Here is a 15684-nt window from a genome sequence, read left to right on the forward strand (position 1 = left end):
GGCGCCGTACGTCGATCAGACCCTCTCTTCCTTCCCCATGAGGGCGTCGTAGCACGCCGCCGTCTGGTGCTTGAGCGCTCTGGCGACCGCGGCGACGGCGGGACGGCGCATGGAGTCGGGCCGCAGCACCATCCAGTACGGGAGGTGTTCGGTGAGGTCGTCCGGGAGAAGTCTGACGAGGTCGGCATGCCGGTCGGCCATGAAACAGGGCAGGAACCCGATGCCGGCGCCGGCACGCGTGGCTTCGACATGGACGAAGACATTCGTCGAGGTCACACCGTCTTTCATCGACGGGACGAGGCGCCGGGGTGCGTCAAGGTCGTCGACCTGGAGCATCGAGTCGACGAAGTACACGAGCTGGTGCTCCATGAGCGCGTCAACCGTCGTCGGGGTGCCGTGGTCGGCGAGGTAGTCCCGCGCGGCGTACATTCCCAGCGCATAGTCGCCGAGGTGGACCGCCTCGGCGCGATGGACCTGCGGTTTGCCGACGACGACTTCGATGTCGAGGCCGGACCGCTGCTGCAGGGCCTGCCGTGTCACCGTGATGATCTCGACGCTCAGACCTGGATGGGTCCGCCGCAGCGCCGCGACGGCCGGTGAGGCCACATAGGCGCTGAATCCGTCCGTCGCCGACATCCGCACGACACCGCTGACGGGATCGGGAGTCTCGCCCGACTCACCGAGGCTGCCGACCGCGAGCTCGACCTGCTCGGCGACGCGCACCGCCTCGGCGCCGAGCTCCGTGAGCTCCCATCCGCTGCCGGACCGGGCGAGCACCCGGCCGCCGAGTGCCTTCTCCAACGCCGCGATCCGCCGTGAGATCGTCGTGTGGTTGACCCCGAGCGCATGGGCCGCCGTGGCGAACTTCGCCGAGCGGGAAACCGCGAGCAGCACGAGCAGATCGTTCGGGGTCGTGTCCATGCCTGCCATCGTACAAAGTGACGTGAGGGCACCGATCCGGGCAGGCTCGCTCCTGTGGCGGGAAACCTACTGCGGCATGTTGACGAACCGGGACTTCGCGCCCTGGAAGGCCACGGCGATGTCTCCGGTCGGTCCGGCACGGTGCTTGGCGACGATGATGTCGGCCTCACCGGCGCGTTCGTGCTCCTTGTCGTACATGTCCTCACGGTGGATGAGGAGGACCATGTCGGCGTCCTGCTCGATCGATCCGGATTCGCGGAGATCGGAGATCATCGGTCGCTTATCGGTACGCTGCTCGCTGCCGCGGTTGAGCTGGGAGAGCGCGATGACGGGCACCTCGAGCTCCTTGGCCAGCAGCTTGAGCGAGCGGGAGAACTCCGAGACCTCCTGCTGGCGGGACTCGACGCGCTTGCCCGAACTCATGAGCTGGAGGTAGTCGACGCAGACCATCTTGAGGTCGTGCTGCTGCTTGAGCCGGCGGCACTTCGCGCGGATCTCCGTGAGCGCCATGTTCGGCGAATCGTCGACGAAGAGCGGCGAATCGTTGATGCGCGCCTCGGTGGCCGCGAGGTTCGTCCAGTCGTGGGGGCTGAGCTCACCGCGGCGCAGATTCTGCAGCGGGATCTCCGACTCCGCGGACAGGAGCCTCATGACGAGCTCGTTCTTGCCCATCTCGAGGGAGAAGAAGACCGCGGCCTGCTTGTGGTGGATCGCTGCCGAGCGGATGAAGTCGAGGGCGAGCGTCGACTTGCCGACACCGGGTCGGGCGGCGATGACGATCATCTGCCCCGGGTGGAGGCCGTTGGTCAGCTGATCGAACTCCGTGAACCCGGTCGGCACCCCGGCCGTCTGCCCGTCGGTGTCGCCGTTGCGCTCGATCTCGGCCGCCACCTCGCCGAGGATGTCGGCGAGGATGACGTAGTCCTCCGTCGTGTGCTTCTCCGTGACCTGATAGATCTCGGCCTGCGCGTTGTTGACGACGGCGTCGGTGTCGCCCTCGGCGTCGTAGCCCATCTGCACGATCCGGGTGCCGGCCTCGACGAGGCGGCGCAGCACCGCGCGTTCGCGGACGATCGTCGCATAGTATCCGGCGTTCGCGGCGGTGGGGACCGAGGAGATGAGCGTGTGGAGGTAGGCGGGTCCGCCGATCCGGGAGAGGTCGCCGGACTTCGTCAGGTAGTTCGCGACCGTGACCGAGTCGGCGGGTTCGCCGCGGGAGTAGAGGTCGAGGATCGCCTCGTAGATCGTCTCGTGCGCGGGCTTGTAGAAGTCATCACGCGACATCGATTCGACGCAGTCGGCGATGGCGTCCTTCGACAGGAGCATGGCACCCAGGACGCTCTCCTCGGCTTCGATGTCCTGCGGAGGAGTTCTGAGTCCGTCGTACCCCAGATCGCTGCTCACTCCCACGTCTCCTCCTCTGTGCCAACGCCTGCCCGGCCCGGGTGCAGTGCCATCCCACTTTACCCGTGCCACGCGCGGACTCGACAGCGATTCACGTCACCGCCGGTGCCGCCCCGATCTCGCCGAGGCGGCGCAGCGGCCCAGCGTCACAGCCGTGCCCGGCCGGCGGTGGCGACCGCGGCGAGGATCGGCTTCGCCAGCTGGAGTCCCAGCCTGATGACGACGATACCGACGACCACTGACACGAGGATCGTGAGGAACGTGACGGGCTTCATCACCAGGGCCGCCCCGGCCAGCGGGAGCACGAGGACGAGTCCCAGACCGCCGGCGAGCAGCGACACCCAGATGACGGGACCGAGGACCGCGCGCACCATCCCCGCGTGCATCGTGTCGACGTCCATGCCTGCGGCATAGAGGTCGGAGAAGGTGTCGGCCCGGTCGTAGACGTCGGCGACCTGGTTGATGAGCGCGGAGACCGCGATGAGGACGATCGAGATCCCCATGACGAGCAGCACGCCGGTGAACAGGTCCTGGTAGAGGGTGAGGTGCTCCTGCGGCATGTCGACGCTCGGGTCGTCGGAGATGTCCGTGGCGAACTGCATGAGCGCGATGCCCGTGCCGCCGACGGCCGCGACGAACGCCGTCATCGCGACCCCGGAGACGCGGCGCCAGAACCGCTTCGGCTCATCGGAGACGAGCCGGGCGGCGATGAGCCGGGCCGGCGTCAGCGCGCGCTTGCCCGCCAGGTGGGCGAACCAGCGGACGAAGAGCCCGCCGAGGAGGTCGACGACGATGAGGCCGATGACGAAGACCGCGAGCATCGCCGAGATCATCACCCCCATCCCCAGGCTCGCCGACCTCGACAGGCTGACGACGACCGGGAGGACGAGGATCGCGACGATCACCGCGATGACCCGGGCGACGGGGAACTTCCGCTCGAGCGACTTCGTCCGGACTCCCAGCGGGGAGATCGCGACCTTCCGCAGCCCCAGCAGCGCCGAGACGACGCAGACGAGGATGAGGAAGACGACGACCGCGGCGAGCAGGAGCGGGGGCATGAGCATGTTCGCGTACCCGATCGGCTGCCCGAGGAAGTGGATGTGACTCACCGGCCACGCGAGCCCCAGGTAGCCGAGGACGCCTGCGACGATGCCGATGACGGCGGGCACGAGCGGTTCGGCCACGGCAACCGCGGTGATCTCCGAGCGCTTGGCCCCGAGCAGCGACATCGTCGAGAGCCGCTCGTCCTGCCGCCTGGCCGACAGCGTCGCCGAGGCGGAGGCCAGGGTGCTCGCGGGGATGACGAGGAGGATCGTGGCAAGTCCCGCGAAGAACTTGTAGGCGACATCGAGTCCTTGGGTGTTCGGATCGGTGCTCGGCGGGATCTGGAAGAACATCCAAGCCCCGGCGGCGACGGTGAGGAACAGCGTCGCGCAGGCGAAGAACGAGCTCATGACGAGCAGCGAGCTCGGTGCCGTCACGGTCTTGCGACCGAGGACGAGGGGGACGATGCTGGCGGGTGCTGACATCACTGACTCCTGATCGAGGCGGGGCCTCAGGCGGTCACCGCGGTGACGCGCCGGACGAGCGGACGGGTGAACTGCAGTCCCAGCCACACCATCGCGATGCCGCCGAGGAGGACGGAGGCGACGACGGCGATGGTCATCGGATCACCGAGGTCGTTCGCCGAGGCCATGGCGATCGCGAGCAGTCCGCCGAGGACGAGCGAGACGAGGGTGACGAGGACGATCGGGGACATCACGGCGCGCACGGTGACCCCGTGCATCATCGCCGGCGACATGCCGGCGGCGTGGAGCTCCCGGTAGGTCGAGGCGCGGTCGAGGATGTCCGCGGCCTGGTTGATCGTCGCGGACACGACGATGAGGACGAAGGCGATCGCCAGGGTGAGGATGAGGCCGGTGAAGACGTCGTCGCCGGTGTACTGCAGCGGTCCCATGAGCTCGCGTTCGGCCGCGCTCATCTCGTCGCCGCTGCCGCGCATCATCGCCGCCCCGGTGCCGCCGACGACGGCGATGAACGTGATGAGGGCGAGCCCGGCGACCCGCCGCCAGTACTGTGCGGGGGCGTCGGCGATCATCGCCGCGGAGAGCATGCCGGCCGGGCGCCGCGCCGTCTTGCCGCTCATCCAGGCGTGGACCCGCATGACGAGGACGCCGAGGACGTTGATGAGGAGGAGGGCGACGCCGATCGTGAGGATGCTCGCGATGATCGCGGTGCGCTGCGACTGTCCGTCCTGGAGGGAGAAGACGAGGGCGGCGACCATGCCGATGGCGAGGACGACGACGGCGATGATGCGCAGGAGGGGGAACTTCCGCCCGAGCGACCGCGTCCGCACGCCGAGGGGCGAGACGATGACCTTCCGCAGACCGACCAGTGCGGCGAGGAGGCAGATGAGGAGGAGAGCGGCGACGACCCCGGCGAGCAGCCAGAGGGGCATGAGGAGGGCGGAGTAGCCCAGCGGCACGCCGGTGAAGACGATGAGGCTCAGCGGGTAGGCGAGAGCGAGGTAGCCGACGATGCCGGCGAGGATCCCGGCGGCAGCGGGGATGAAGGGTTCGGCGACGGCGACGAGCCGGACGGTGCCCTTCGAGGCGCCGAGGAGGGAGAGCGTGGAGAGGCGCTCATCCTGGCGTCGGGCGCTGAGCTTCGCCGAGGCGACGCCGAGGCTGATCGCCGGCACGACGAGGAAGACCGTGGCGAGGATCGCGAGCATCCGGTAGAGGTCGACCACCTCGGCGTAGCGGGGCACATCGGGGCGGTCGTTGAACGCCCACGCACCGGCGGCGACGGTGAGGAAGAGGGTGGAGCAGGCGAAGAACGCGATCGCGACGAGGCGCGCGGTCGGCGACGTGAACGTCTGCTTCGACAGGACGAGTGGGAGGACCTTCATGATCGGCCTCACCCGTTGTTCGCCGCATACTGCGCGGCGGAGTCGGAGACGATGCGGCCGTCGGCGAGGCGGACGACGCGGGAGCAGCGGGCGGCGACGTTCTCGTCGTGGGTGACGACGACGAGCGTCGAACCGCGCCCGGTCGTCGAGGCGAGCAGTTCGGAGAGGACCTCGGTCGAGGTGCGGGAGTCGAGCGCGCCGGTCGGCTCGTCGGCGAAGGTGACGACCGGCTGGGTGACCTGCGAGCGGGCGATGGCCACGCGCTGGGCCTGTCCGCCGGAGAGCTGGCCGATGCGCTTGGTGAGGTGCTCGGCGAGGCCGAGGCGCTGGAGCCACGCACGAGCGTGCCTCGTCGCCTCGGCGCGGTTCATTCCGGCGAGCATCGCGGCGAGCGCGACGTTGTCCTCGGCGGAGAGCTCGGGCAGGAGCAGACCCTGCTGGAAGACGAACCCGAAGACCTCCCGGCGCAGCGCGGTGCGGCCGGCCTCCTTGAGCGAGGTGATGTCCGCGGCGGCGCTGCGGTCGGTGGGCAGGAGACGGATGTGGCCCTCGTCGGGACGGAGGATGCCGGCGAGGCAGTGGAGCAGGGTCGTCTTGCCGGAACCGGAGGGTCCCATGATCGCCAGGGACTCGCCGAGGCCGATCGTGAGGTCGACGCCGGCAAGGGCGTAGGTCTGGTTGTAGTGCTTGGTGACAGAGGAGGCCGTGATGATCGCAGGCATGTGTGTTGTGGTCATGACTCAATGCTTTCGCAGGCCGCTGCCAGCGGCCATGCAGTCCTCCCACGACTGGCGCGAGGAAAACCCGAGAGTCGCGGAGGGAAATCGCGACCGAATGTGACCTGCGTCCATTGACATGCAAGTCAGTACTTGCCTATGGTGTCGGTGTGGCCGACCTCTTCAAGGCGATCGCCGACCCGACCAGGCGGACGATCCTCGACGAACTCGCCGAACGCGATGATCAGACTCTCTTCGAGATCTGCTCGCGTCTGGCCAATCGGCATGGTCTCGGGCTCTCACGCCAAGCGGTGTCCCAACACCTCGAGGTGCTCGAATCCGCCGGTCTCGTCGTCACCCGCCGCGAGGGGCGCTACAAGTACCACACACTCGATCCCGCGCCGCTGCGCACAGCGTTCGATCGCTGGACCGGCGGGACGCGGGACGCCCGACCACCGGACACCGACCAGGACACCGGCCCACCCGCATCACCCCAGGCACCGCCTGAGAAAGGAGACACCGTCATGAAGGCCCAGTGGATCAGCATTCCCGTTGACGACCAGGCGCGCGCGCTCGACTTCTACACCGACAAGCTCGGATTCCAGCTGAAGTTCGACGTTCCCGTCGGAGACGCGCGGTGGCTCACCGTCGTCTCGCCCGAGGACCCGGAGGGAGTGGAGATCGTCCTCGAACCGAAGGGACATCCGGCGGCCGGGGACTACACGGCAGCGCTCATGGCCGACGGGATCCCGATCAACCAGTTCGCCGTCGACGACGTCGAGGCCGAATACCAGCGCCTCAGCGCCCTCGGAGTAGAGTTCACACAGAAACCCTTGTCGATGGGACCGATCACCACCGCGGTTCTCAACGACACCGTGGGCAATCTCGTTCAGCTCATTCACCAGGAGGACTGACCGCGGTTCCGCGTGCCCGGCGCCGGCCCGACGACCCGGGCGGGCGCGGTGGTCGCGCCGACCGCTGCACGGCCATGAAGAGGATCGCCGAGTACATCCGCGGGACCCTGCGCCTCGAACCCACCGACGACGATCGGCGGGCACCGCTCAGGGTCGGCCTCGGCGTGGCGATTCCCTCCCTCGTCCTCCTGCTCCTCGGGTATGAGCAGTTCATCATCTACGCGGTCTTCGGGGCGTTCTGCGGGATGTACGGTCGCGGTGAGGCGCACCAGCTGCGCCTCATCCACCAGCTGCAGGCCGCGGTGCTGCTGCTCTCGGGCGTCGTCATCGGCGTCATGCTCGCGATGCTCGACACCCCGGTCTTCGCCCTCATCGCGATCGAGGCCTTCTTCGCCGCCGTCGGGTCGATCATCGCCGACCGCGCGCGGATGCGTCCGGGCGGCCCGTTCTTCGGCATCTTCGCCCTCGGGGCGTGCGCCTCGGTCGAACCGCTCGCACCGCCGTGGATCCCCGTCGGGATCAGCGTCCTCGCGGCGGCCTTCGCGATCACCCTGGGCTTCCTCGGATGGTTCCGCACGCGCACGTGGCGGGCGGGGTCCCGGCGGATGATCACCCCGTTCCGCGGGCCCCACGCCCTCGCCATGCTCAGGCATGCGGCGACGTATGCGGTGGCGGTCGCCTCGGCGGGTCTCATCGGGGTGCTCATCGGACTCGACCACGCGTACTGGGCGATGGCGTCGGCAGCGGTGCCGCTGGCCGCCGCGGAGCTGCCGGGCCGGATCGCCCGGGGCGTGCACCGGGTGCTCGGGACGTTCTCCGGGCTCATCGTCACCGCGCTCATCCTCTGGCCGGACCCGTCACCGCTGTGGCTGGCGATCCCGGTCATCCTCCTGCAGTTCCCCACCGAGTACCTGATGATGCGCAACTACGGGTTCGCGCTGACGTTCTTCACCCCGATGATCCTGCTCATGACGCAGCTCGCGCATCCGATCCCGCGGTCGACGCTCATCATCGACCGCGGGGTCGAGACGCTGCTCGGGGCGGTCGTCGGCATCGCCGTCGTCCTCGTCGTCGGGTACGTCGGCAGGCGCCGGGCGCGGACGCGCGGTGACACGGGCGGCCGCGCCGAGGCGTGAGGTGACCCCTCACCCGGGTATGAGGACGATGACCGTGTGGAGGAGGATGCCGACGAGGGCGCCGATGACGGTGCCGTTGATGCGGATGTACTGGAGGTCGCGGCCGACGTAGAGCTCGATGCGGTCGGCGGCCTCCTTCGCGTCCCAGCGTTCGATGGTGTCGGAGATGACGCTGGCGATCTCGGGTCCGAAGCTCTCGGCGAGGTCGCCGGCGGTCGTGGCCACGCGGTCGTCGATCGTCTCAGCGAACTCCGTGTCCGTCTGGAGGCGCTGGGCGAATTCTCCGATGAGGTCGGCGATGCGGCCGCGCACTTCACCGTCGGGTTCGATGATCGCCTCGCGCAGGAGCTGCTTGAGCGAGGTCCAGATCTCGAGGACGGAGTCGACGACGCCGTCCTGGGTGAGGAGGTCGTTGATGATGTCCTCGGCCTTGTCGGCCAGCGGGGTGTCGGTCGACAGGTCGGTGGAGAGGTCGACGAGCCACGCGTCGAGGGCCTGGCGGGCCTTGTGGTAAGGGTTGTCGCGGACGTCGACGAGCCAGCCGAGGATCTCGCGCTGCAGGCGGTTCGCGAGCTGTTCGTTGACGAAGTCGGGCACCCACGACGGGGCGCGGTTGTGGACGATCTCGTCGATGACCTGCGGGTTGTCGCTCAGCCATGTGTACGCCTCGGCGACGACGAGGTCGACGAGCTTGTGGTGGGCGCCGTCGAGGACGATCTGGCGCAGCAGCTTGCCGAGCACCGGAGACTTCCGGGTGGCGATGAGGCGCGGGAGGATGACGTTCTTCGTCAGGGCGACGATCGACTTGTCGTCGATGCGGGAGAGGACGTATTCGAGACCGGCGGCGGCCCGGTCGACGACGAGGTCGCGGTTGGCGGCCTTGCTCAGCCACTCGCCGGCGCGCTGTGCGACGTGGGCGGAGCGGATCTTCGTCGACACCGCCTCGGCGTGGAGGAAGTTCGCTGCGACGAAGGCGGAGAGGCTCGCTCCCAGAGCGTCCTTCTTCCGGGGGATGATCGCGGTGTGCGGGATCGGCAGGCCCAGGGGATGCCGGAAGAGGGCGGTGACGGCGAACCAGTCGGCGATCGCGCCGATCATCGCGGCCTCGGCGCCGCGGGCGACGAATCCCCAGACGCCGGACAGATCGGTGAAGAGGTTCGTGGCGAGGAAGATGAGGGTCGCGAGGATGAGCAGTGAGAGCGCCAGCGTGCGCATCTTCCGCAGGCCCCTGGCCCGTTCCCGGTCCTCGGGTGTGAGTTCGTTCGGGCCGTCGAAGCGCGGCACCGGCTCGGTTCTCTCGATCGTCATTGTTACCCCCTGGGCACTGACTTTAGCGAACCTCGGCGCAGGTTCGATGCCGACCGGCTGGACTGCGCCTGGGAACGCGCCCTGCCGCGTGCAGCCCCTGTGAGTGCTGCGGCCGGCCGGAGTACCGTGGAGGCATGATCCGAGCACTGACCGACCTCGAGAGGGACACAGCGCTCCTCCTCGTCTTCGACGAGGGCGTTCCGAGTTGCCTCGAGCCGGCCCCGCTCAACGAAAGCGTCGTCTGCACCCGGTTCCCCCCGGCTGAGCGCATCGGCTTCTGAAGGAGATCGACATGGCACACGAATTCTCCGTCGGCGATCACGTCGGGTGGAACTCCGAGGCCGGCGAGGTCTCCGGCCACATCATCAGGGTCCACACCTCGGACTTCGACTACAAGGGCCACACCCACCGCGCCTCGGAGGCCGACCCGCAGTACGAGATCAGGAGCGACAGGACCGATCACATCGCCGCGCACAAGGGCAGCGCGCTCCGCCTCATCGACGACGAATGACCGCCGACGAGCCGGACCGGGAGATCGCCCACCAGCCCGCCCGCGGCGGGCCCGCCTCGGTGCCGGACTTCCTCACGATCGGCCATTCGAACCGCTCCCTGAAGGAGTTCATCGACCTGCTCCGCGACTCCGGCGCCGAGGTGGTCGTCGACGTCCGCAAGCTGCCCGGGTCGAACGCGAATCCGCAGTTCAACGAGGATGTGCTCGGCGATGCGCTGGCCGCGGTCGGCATCGAGCTGCGCCGGCTCGACGGTCTCACCGGGCGGCGACCCGTCAGCCGGGACGTGCCGTTTGAGGTCAACGCGTGGTGGGAGAACCGCAGCTTCCACAACTATGCCGATCACGCCCTCGGCGCGGAGTTCGCCGCCGACATCGCCGTGCTGCTGGACTGGGGCGATGAGCGGCGGTGCGCGGTGATGTGCTCGGAAGCCGTGTGGTGGCGCTGTCATCGGCGCATCATCGCCGACTATCTGCTCGCGCATGACCGTGAGGTTCTCCATGTCCTCGGTCCCGGTCAGACCGCCGAGGCGGAGCTCAGTTCCGGTGCCGTCATCGAGGGCGAGCCCGGTGGCAGCGCCGGATCCATGCCCGCGGATGATCGCGGGGACTCCGCCGACGTCCGCATCACCTACCCGGAGCAGTGAGACACCCCCGCACCTCCGCACACAACCCTTGACCCCGCTTGCGAGGTGGATCCCGCTCGAGATCGTGCCGGAAATCGAGCGGGATCCACCTCCGGAAATCCGTCCGCACTCAAAACGCGGCGGCTGTCCGAACCGGCATTGCGGGTTGATCGCGCGGCTAAGATGCGCAGATGGAGCCTTTCGAGAACCGTGCACGGGCCGAATCCTTCGGTTCGGTCGCCGAGACCTATGATCGCGTCCGTCCGCGGTATCCGGGCGCTCTCCTCACTGAGGTGCTCGGCGAATTCCCTGCTGACGTCCGGCCGACGCGTGTGCTCGATGTCGGAGCAGGCACTGGAATATTCTCAGCACAGCTCACAGCTTCGGGTTGTGAGGTGACTGCGGTCGAACCCGACCCCGAGATGGCGGAGGTCGCCCGAAGCAAAGGGTGCCAGGTCGAAGTCTCCACATTCGAGTCCTGGGACGCTGGCGACAGGACGTTCGATCTTGTCACGTTCGGGCAATCGTTCCATTGGGTGGATCCGGCAACCGCGTTGCCGAAAATCCGACAGATTCTCCGTCCGGAAGGTCGACTCGCCCTGATGTGGAATCGAATCGAGCCCGTTGACGGCCGCGCAGCGGAGATTGCCGGCGTCTACGAACAATTCCTTCCCCGTGCCGTTCCGGAACCAGAACCAGACGATGCCTCTCATCCAGATGTCGCCCGGCTCGAGGCTCACGACTTCGAGGTCCGCGAGATCACTTGCGACGAACCGCGGTGGTATGCGGCTCACGAGTGGCTCTCGATGGTCTCCACACACTCTGACCAGCTGACCATGTCGCAGGAAAGTCGATGTGAAATGCGGCGCGCGCTGGCCGAGGCCGTCGGAACCGCCGATCTGCAGACGCGCAATCGCGCGCTGCTTTTGCTGGCTTCCCCTAGCCCTCGGTGACCGCGACTTCCACTGACAACCGCATCACCTACCCGGAGCGATGAGACACCCCTGGGCGGCACACACAACCCTTGGCCCTGCTTGCCAGGTGGATCCCGCTCGAGATCGAGCCGGAAATCGAGCGGGATCCACCTCCGGAAGCCCAGCCACAGTCAGCGCGCGCAGTCTGAACCGACGACCCCGTGGCTCCGGCCGTGCGCACCCCGGCCATGCGTCCGCACCGCAGCCCTGCCGACCGCGGTCGCGCTCTCAGTTCGAGAAGACCCCGACGACGAGGTTGATCGCCGTGGCGAGGATGACGGCGTTGAAGACGTAGGACAGGAGGCTGTGGCGCAGGACGACGGCGCGGATCTGCGTATCGGAGACCGAGGTGTCGGTGACGCCGAAGGTCATGCCCACCGCGTAGCCGAAGTAGAGGAAGTCCTTGTAGTTGGGCACGCGGTCGGAGTTGAAGTCGATGCCGCCGGGAGTGCCGTCCCCGAAGTACATGTAGGCGTAGCGGGCGCTGTAGAGGATCTGCAGGCCGGCCCACGACATGAAGACGCCGAGGAGGGCGATCGCGGCTTCCCAGTTGCCGGCCTGCGATCCGCCGACGACCTGGAGAAGGACGATGCCGCCGAGGCCGCAGAGCTGGGCGATCGTGATGACCACCTCGTCGAGGACGGGGTTGAAGTCCTCGCGGCTCGCGTTCGACTTCGTCTCCTCCGACGACATCGGCCACAGGGCGGCGGTCCCGACGAGCACGAAGAACGTCGTCGCCGTGGAGATGCCGACGAGGAAGCCGTCGCCCGTGGTGGTGAAGGCGCCGACGATCCAGCCCACGACGACGCCGATGACGATGGACGCGATGAGACGACCCGTCGCGCTGATGAGGAACTGCTTCATCGGTGGGTGCTCCGTTCGAGTGAGGTCGCAGAGGGACGGTCCGATAATGCCGGTTGAGGCAATGCGGCTTACGAGAACACTCTGCCACAACACAGCCGGATCTCACCCGTCTCACAGCCAGCCAATTCGTCGGGCCGACGGCAGTGACGGCCCCGGACTCAGCCGCGCACCGGCCCGGAATCGACGATCGGCCGCCTTGGTATTCTGGTCGCATGGCTGATGTGCTGGGTACCGACCTCTGCACCTCGACCGACCGTGCGTGGAGGGTGCTGGGAAAGCGCTGGAGCGGGCTCATCATCGACCTGCTCCTCCAGGGTCCCGCCCGCTTCAGCGAGTTGGAGCGCGGCGTCGAGGGCCTGTCGAACAAGGTCCTCGGCGAACGGCTGCGCGAGCTCGAAGCCCTCGGACTCGTCGAACGCCAAGTCGACACCGGCCCCCCGATCACCGTGACCTACGCGCTCACGCCGCGCGGACTCCGTTTGCGCCCGGCCTTCGATGCCCTCCGCACCTGGGCGCAGGAGATGGACGCCGATCCCGACGAGCCCTGAGGGCTCAGCGCCCTCAGCGCCAGTCCACGGTCGAGACCTCACGACGGTCCAGACCTCACGACGACGGAGCACCCCGAAGATGACGGAGCGGCTGGTCATCCGACCGGCCGCTCCCTCACGTCAGCGAGCCAACCCTTGCTTCAGGGCGACAGATCGCACCTTCCTCACTTCATGGAGTCAGCAGTCTCCTGCGTGCGCTCGACCTCCTGGGCCTTCGCGTAGCTTTCGATGAGCAGCTGGTACTCGGGGAAGATCTGCGTGTAGGCCTGTGCCCATTCGCCGCTGTCCTCACGATTCCACGTGTGCTGCAGCTCGGACGCCACGGCCGCGACATCGATCGGCACGACGCCGGCCTGGACGATGCGCGCCAGGGTGATCTCCTCCGCCATCTTCGAGTAGGTGCCCGAGGTGTCGACGACCGCGAAGACCTGGAAGCCGTCGGCGACGGCGCTGATCGCCGGGAAGGCCATGCACACACTGGTGATGGTGCCGGCGATGATGAGCTGCTTCCTGCCCGTGGCCTTGACGGCCGCGACGAAGTCCGGGTTCTCCCACGCGTTGATCTCGCCCTTGCGCCCGACGTACTGCGCATGGGGTGCGTTCTCGTGGATCTCCGGGATCAGCGGACCGTTGGGGCCCTGCGGCACCGAGGCGGTCGTGATGACCGGGATGTCAGCGAGCGAGGCGATCTTCGCCAGCGCGGCCGCATGACGGCGCAAGGTAGTCATGGGCATGTCCTTGACCGTCTGGAAGAGTCCGCTCTGATGGTCGATCATGAGCAGGACGGCATTCTCGGGATCGATGACGGGACGAGCGCCGTTGAAGTTCGCGGGACCGATGTCGGTCATGGTGTTCCTTTCTCCTGGGGTTACTTTTTGTCACCCCGTTATAGATTGAAACCATGATCGCCCGAGAATATTCCCTGCCCGTGAATGCGCGAACGCCGGGTGCCCCCTTACGGGAGCACCCGGCGCTCGTCGTGTCAGGACTCAGCTGACCCGGAGCAGAATCACCCGACACCAGCGGTCCGACCCGCACACAGCGAGCGCGGACCGCCGGCAGCGGACTCAGCCGCGGTCGGTCAGGCCTTGCCGATGACGTCGAACTTGGCGTTCGCGGTGATGTCGTCGTTGACGCGCACGACAGCGGTGTAGCTGCCGGGCGTCTTGACATGACCGGTGAGCGCGACCTGACGACGATCGAAGTCGTGTCCGGTTGCGGTCTGGAGCGCCTCGGCGACCAGGGCGGGGGTGACGGCGCCGAAGAGGCGACCGTTCTTTCCGGCCTTGAGCTCGATGCGGGCGCTCGTCGTCTCGAGCTGCTCCTTGACGCGGACAGCTTCGTCGTGATCGGCGATCTGCTTGGCCTGGCGGGCCTTGCGGAGGGCGACGATCTGCTTCTCCGCACCCTGGGTCCACGGGGTGGCCCAGCCGCGGGGAACGAGCAGGTTGCGCGCGTAACCGGCGCGCACGTCGACGATGTCGCCGGCGGCACCGAGGCCGTCGACTTCCTGGGTGAGAATCACTTTGCGGTTAGGCATGTCTGTTCTCCTCCGATCAGCGAGCAGAGCTCGAGTAGGGCAGGAGTGCCATCTCGCGGGCGTTCTTCACGGCCTTCGCGATGACGCGCTGTTCCTGCACGGTCACGCCGGTGACGCGACGTGCACGGATCTTGCCACGGTCAGAAATGAACTTGCGGAGCGTTGCGGTGTCCTTGTAGTTGATGTTCGCCGCTTCGCCCTTTTTGAGCGGATTCGCCTTCTTCTTGATAGGCTTCCGGATCTCTGGCTTTGCCATGAGTATCTCCTGTGTGAGAAATGTCTGTGCGTGGATCAGAACGGCGGTTCGTCGGCGCCGGGGTTGCCCCAGCCGCCGTTGTCGTTCTGCGGACTCGATGATGCCCACGGGTCGTTGCCCGGACCGTTGTTCCCCTGGTTGTAGCCGCCCTGGCGCTGGCCACCCTGCTGCTGGTTGCCCTGCTGCGGGTTGTTGCCCCAGCCCGACGACTGCTGCTGGTAGCCGCCCTGCTGGCCGCCACCCTGCTGGTTGCCGCCGTAGCCGCCACCACCGGAGAATCCGCCTCCGCCGCGTTCGTTCTTCGAGACCTGGGCGGTGGCACGGCGCAGGCTGGGGCCGACTTCGTCGACGTCCAGCTCCATGACCGTGCGCTTCTCGCCTTCCTTGGTCTCGAACGAGCGCGACTTCAGTCGGCCCTGCACGATGACCCGTGTGCCCCGCTGCAGCGATTCGGCGACGTTCTCTCCCATTTCACGCCAGACCGAGCAGCGCAGGAACAGGGTCTCCCCGTCCTTGAACTCGTTGGACTGACGATCGAAGATGCGCGGCGTCGAGGCCACGGTGAAGTTCGCGACTGCAGCACCGTTGGGTGTGAAGCGCAGTTCGGGATCGCTTGTCAGGTTCCCGACGACCGTGATGACTGTTTCGCCTGCCATTGAATGCTCCTGTCAGCGAGGTCGCGTGACGCTTACTTGGCGTCCGGGCGGAGGATCTTGGTGCGCAGAACGGACTCGTTGAGTCCGAGCTGGCGATCGAGTTCCTTGGTCGTGGCCGGCTCCGCGTGGAAATCAACCACGACGTAGTAGCCCTCGGACTTCTTCTGGATCTCGTAGGCGAAGCGCCGACGTCCCCAGATGTCCACGTTGTCGACGGTTCCCTTCTCGGCCGGGACAACCTTGATCAGGTTGTTCACGGTGTCAGCCAACGTCCGCTCTTCGAGGTCGTTGTCGAGAATGAGCATGAGCTCGTAATGACGCATGTGTCACCCACCTCCTCTGGTCTCAGCGGCCATGGTCGGTCCATGGCAGGAGGGTAAATGCGTTGCCGTTCCGCCTTCG

General features: G+C 67.4%; 19 protein-coding genes and 1 pseudogene. 8 read left to right on the forward strand and 12 right to left on the reverse strand.

Going from position 1 to position 15684, the window contains the following annotated elements; all coding sequences use genetic code 11:
- Positions 1 to 15: 15 nt before the first annotated feature.
- The 5 genes from ABD154_RS02775 to ABD154_RS02795 all read right to left on the reverse strand — a co-directional run bounded on the left by ABD154_RS02775 (position 16) and on the right by ABD154_RS02795 (position 5973).
- Entirely contained in the window at positions 16 to 921 is a 906-nt protein-coding gene (locus ABD154_RS02775) for a LysR family transcriptional regulator (protein ID WP_198500059.1), read from the reverse strand.
- Positions 922 to 987: 66 nt separating this feature from the next.
- A complete protein-coding gene (gene dnaB / locus ABD154_RS02780; protein WP_198500060.1) occupies positions 988 to 2325 on the reverse strand; it encodes a replicative DNA helicase in 1338 nt (445 codons plus the stop codon).
- A 146-nt stretch (positions 2326 to 2471) separates the two neighbouring features.
- Positions 2472 to 3854, reverse strand: coding sequence for an FtsX-like permease family protein (locus ABD154_RS02785; protein ID WP_198500061.1), 1383 nt, complete (start codon positions 3852 to 3854; stop codon positions 2472 to 2474).
- Positions 3855 to 3880: 26 nt separating this feature from the next.
- A complete protein-coding gene (locus ABD154_RS02790; RefSeq protein WP_249120969.1) occupies positions 3881 to 5236 on the reverse strand; it encodes an FtsX-like permease family protein in 1356 nt (451 codons plus the stop codon).
- Between the two features lie 8 nt (positions 5237 to 5244).
- Entirely contained in the window at positions 5245 to 5973 is a 729-nt protein-coding gene (locus ABD154_RS02795) for an ABC transporter ATP-binding protein (protein WP_211978536.1), read from the reverse strand.
- Positions 5974 to 6122: 149 nt separating this feature from the next.
- On the opposite strand from ABD154_RS02795, the pseudogene ABD154_RS02800 reads away from it, so the two are divergent.
- The 3 genes and pseudogenes from ABD154_RS02800 to ABD154_RS02810 form a co-directional block, all read left to right on the forward strand.
- Positions 6123 to 6353 (forward strand): annotated as a pseudogene (locus ABD154_RS02800) (ArsR/SmtB family transcription factor); the annotation flags it as partial.
- 123 nt (positions 6354 to 6476) lie between these two features.
- A complete protein-coding gene (locus ABD154_RS02805) occupies positions 6477 to 6866 on the forward strand; it encodes a VOC family protein (protein ID WP_198500065.1) in 390 nt (129 codons plus the stop codon).
- 74 nt (positions 6867 to 6940) lie between these two features.
- Positions 6941 to 8002 (forward strand): FUSC family protein, encoded by a 1062-nt coding sequence (locus ABD154_RS02810; protein WP_344249921.1) that lies wholly within the window; start codon positions 6941 to 6943, stop codon positions 8000 to 8002.
- 9 nt (positions 8003 to 8011) lie between these two features.
- Here the strand turns inward: ABD154_RS02810 and ABD154_RS02815 are convergent, their stop codons facing one another.
- Positions 8012 to 9310 (reverse strand): DUF445 domain-containing protein, encoded by a 1299-nt coding sequence (locus ABD154_RS02815; protein ID WP_211978532.1) that lies wholly within the window; start codon positions 9308 to 9310, stop codon positions 8012 to 8014.
- A gap of 134 nt (positions 9311 to 9444) precedes the next feature.
- Between ABD154_RS02815 and ABD154_RS02820 the strand changes: the two genes are divergently transcribed.
- From ABD154_RS02820 to ABD154_RS02835, 4 genes are all read left to right on the forward strand, one after another.
- On the forward strand, positions 9445 to 9591 hold the full coding sequence (locus ABD154_RS02820; protein WP_211978531.1) for a hypothetical protein: 147 nt from the start codon (positions 9445 to 9447) through the stop codon (positions 9589 to 9591).
- An 11-nt stretch (positions 9592 to 9602) separates the two neighbouring features.
- Positions 9603 to 9821, forward strand: a complete 219-nt coding sequence (locus tag ABD154_RS02825; RefSeq protein ID WP_211978530.1) for a hypervirulence associated TUDOR domain-containing protein — start codon at positions 9603 to 9605, stop codon at positions 9819 to 9821.
- A complete protein-coding gene (locus tag ABD154_RS02830; RefSeq protein WP_211978529.1) occupies positions 9818 to 10465 on the forward strand; it encodes a DUF488 domain-containing protein in 648 nt (215 codons plus the stop codon). The genes ABD154_RS02825 and ABD154_RS02830 overlap by 4 nt, the downstream gene beginning before the upstream one ends.
- Before the next feature lie 170 nt (positions 10466 to 10635).
- The gene (locus ABD154_RS02835; RefSeq protein WP_211978528.1) at positions 10636 to 11397 is read left to right on the forward strand and encodes a class I SAM-dependent methyltransferase; all 762 of its coding nucleotides are present in this window, start codon (positions 10636 to 10638) and stop codon (positions 11395 to 11397) included.
- A gap of 249 nt (positions 11398 to 11646) precedes the next feature.
- Here the strand turns inward: ABD154_RS02835 and ABD154_RS02840 are convergent, their stop codons facing one another.
- Positions 11647 to 12282, reverse strand: coding sequence for a DUF1345 domain-containing protein (locus ABD154_RS02840; RefSeq protein ID WP_211978527.1), 636 nt, complete (start codon positions 12280 to 12282; stop codon positions 11647 to 11649).
- Between the two features lie 212 nt (positions 12283 to 12494).
- On the opposite strand from ABD154_RS02840, the gene ABD154_RS02845 reads away from it, so the two are divergent.
- Positions 12495 to 12830: a winged helix-turn-helix transcriptional regulator gene (locus ABD154_RS02845; RefSeq protein WP_198500072.1), complete on the forward strand. Its 336-nt coding sequence runs from the start codon at positions 12495 to 12497 to the stop codon at positions 12828 to 12830.
- Between the two features lie 164 nt (positions 12831 to 12994).
- Here the strand turns inward: ABD154_RS02845 and ABD154_RS02850 are convergent, their stop codons facing one another.
- The 5 genes from ABD154_RS02850 to rpsF all read right to left on the reverse strand — a co-directional run bounded on the left by ABD154_RS02850 (position 12995) and on the right by rpsF (position 15605).
- Positions 12995 to 13678: a hydrolase gene (locus ABD154_RS02850; RefSeq protein WP_211978526.1), complete on the reverse strand. Its 684-nt coding sequence runs from the start codon at positions 13676 to 13678 to the stop codon at positions 12995 to 12997.
- Positions 13679 to 13911: 233 nt separating this feature from the next.
- Positions 13912 to 14370: a 50S ribosomal protein L9 gene (gene rplI, locus ABD154_RS02855; protein WP_137825553.1), complete on the reverse strand. Its 459-nt coding sequence runs from the start codon at positions 14368 to 14370 to the stop codon at positions 13912 to 13914.
- Positions 14371 to 14386: 16 nt separating this feature from the next.
- Complete coding sequence (gene rpsR, locus ABD154_RS02860; protein ID WP_009376853.1) at positions 14387 to 14626, reverse strand: 30S ribosomal protein S18; 240 nt, start codon at positions 14624 to 14626, stop codon at positions 14387 to 14389.
- A 35-nt stretch (positions 14627 to 14661) separates the two neighbouring features.
- Complete coding sequence (locus tag ABD154_RS02865) at positions 14662 to 15282, reverse strand: single-stranded DNA-binding protein (RefSeq protein WP_137825554.1); 621 nt, start codon at positions 15280 to 15282, stop codon at positions 14662 to 14664.
- A gap of 32 nt (positions 15283 to 15314) precedes the next feature.
- A complete protein-coding gene (gene rpsF, locus ABD154_RS02870) occupies positions 15315 to 15605 on the reverse strand; it encodes a 30S ribosomal protein S6 (RefSeq protein ID WP_137825555.1) in 291 nt (96 codons plus the stop codon).
- Positions 15606 to 15684: the final 79 nt, after the last annotated feature.

The sequence above is a fragment of the Brevibacterium sanguinis genome, from assembly GCF_039528855.1.
Lineage (GTDB): Bacteria > Actinomycetota > Actinomycetes > Actinomycetales > Brevibacteriaceae > Brevibacterium > Brevibacterium sanguinis.

Coding starts and splice junctions, on each gene's coding strand:
- ABD154_RS02775 (WP_198500059.1), bottom strand. CDS start 921: ATGGACACGACCCCGAACGATCTGCTCGTGCTGCTCGCGGTTTCCCGC.
- ABD154_RS02785 (WP_198500061.1), bottom strand. CDS start 3,854: ATGTCAGCACCCGCCAGCATCGTCCCCCTCGTCCTCGGTCGCAAGACC.
- ABD154_RS02790 (WP_249120969.1), bottom strand. CDS start 5,236: ATGAAGGTCCTCCCACTCGTCCTGTCGAAGCAGACGTTCACGTCGCCG.
- ABD154_RS02795 (WP_211978536.1), bottom strand. CDS start 5,973: ATGACCACAACACACATGCCTGCGATCATCACGGCCTCCTCTGTCACC.
- ABD154_RS02805 (WP_198500065.1), top strand. CDS start 6,477: ATGAAGGCCCAGTGGATCAGCATTCCCGTTGACGACCAGGCGCGCGCG.
- ABD154_RS02810 (WP_344249921.1), top strand. CDS start 6,941: ATGAAGAGGATCGCCGAGTACATCCGCGGGACCCTGCGCCTCGAACCC.
- ABD154_RS02815 (WP_211978532.1), bottom strand. CDS start 9,310: ATGACGATCGAGAGAACCGAGCCGGTGCCGCGCTTCGACGGCCCGAAC.
- ABD154_RS02820 (WP_211978531.1), top strand. CDS start 9,445: ATGATCCGAGCACTGACCGACCTCGAGAGGGACACAGCGCTCCTCCTC.
- ABD154_RS02825 (WP_211978530.1), top strand. CDS start 9,603: ATGGCACACGAATTCTCCGTCGGCGATCACGTCGGGTGGAACTCCGAG.
- ABD154_RS02830 (WP_211978529.1), top strand. CDS start 9,818: ATGACCGCCGACGAGCCGGACCGGGAGATCGCCCACCAGCCCGCCCGC.
- ABD154_RS02835 (WP_211978528.1), top strand. CDS start 10,636: ATGGAGCCTTTCGAGAACCGTGCACGGGCCGAATCCTTCGGTTCGGTC.
- ABD154_RS02840 (WP_211978527.1), bottom strand. CDS start 12,282: ATGAAGCAGTTCCTCATCAGCGCGACGGGTCGTCTCATCGCGTCCATC.
- ABD154_RS02845 (WP_198500072.1), top strand. CDS start 12,495: ATGGCTGATGTGCTGGGTACCGACCTCTGCACCTCGACCGACCGTGCG.
- ABD154_RS02850 (WP_211978526.1), bottom strand. CDS start 13,678: ATGACCGACATCGGTCCCGCGAACTTCAACGGCGCTCGTCCCGTCATC.
- rplI (WP_137825553.1), bottom strand. CDS start 14,370: ATGCCTAACCGCAAAGTGATTCTCACCCAGGAAGTCGACGGCCTCGGT.
- rpsR (WP_009376853.1), bottom strand. CDS start 14,626: ATGGCAAAGCCAGAGATCCGGAAGCCTATCAAGAAGAAGGCGAATCCG.
- ABD154_RS02865 (WP_137825554.1), bottom strand. CDS start 15,282: ATGGCAGGCGAAACAGTCATCACGGTCGTCGGGAACCTGACAAGCGAT.
- rpsF (WP_137825555.1), bottom strand. CDS start 15,605: ATGCGTCATTACGAGCTCATGCTCATTCTCGACAACGACCTCGAAGAG.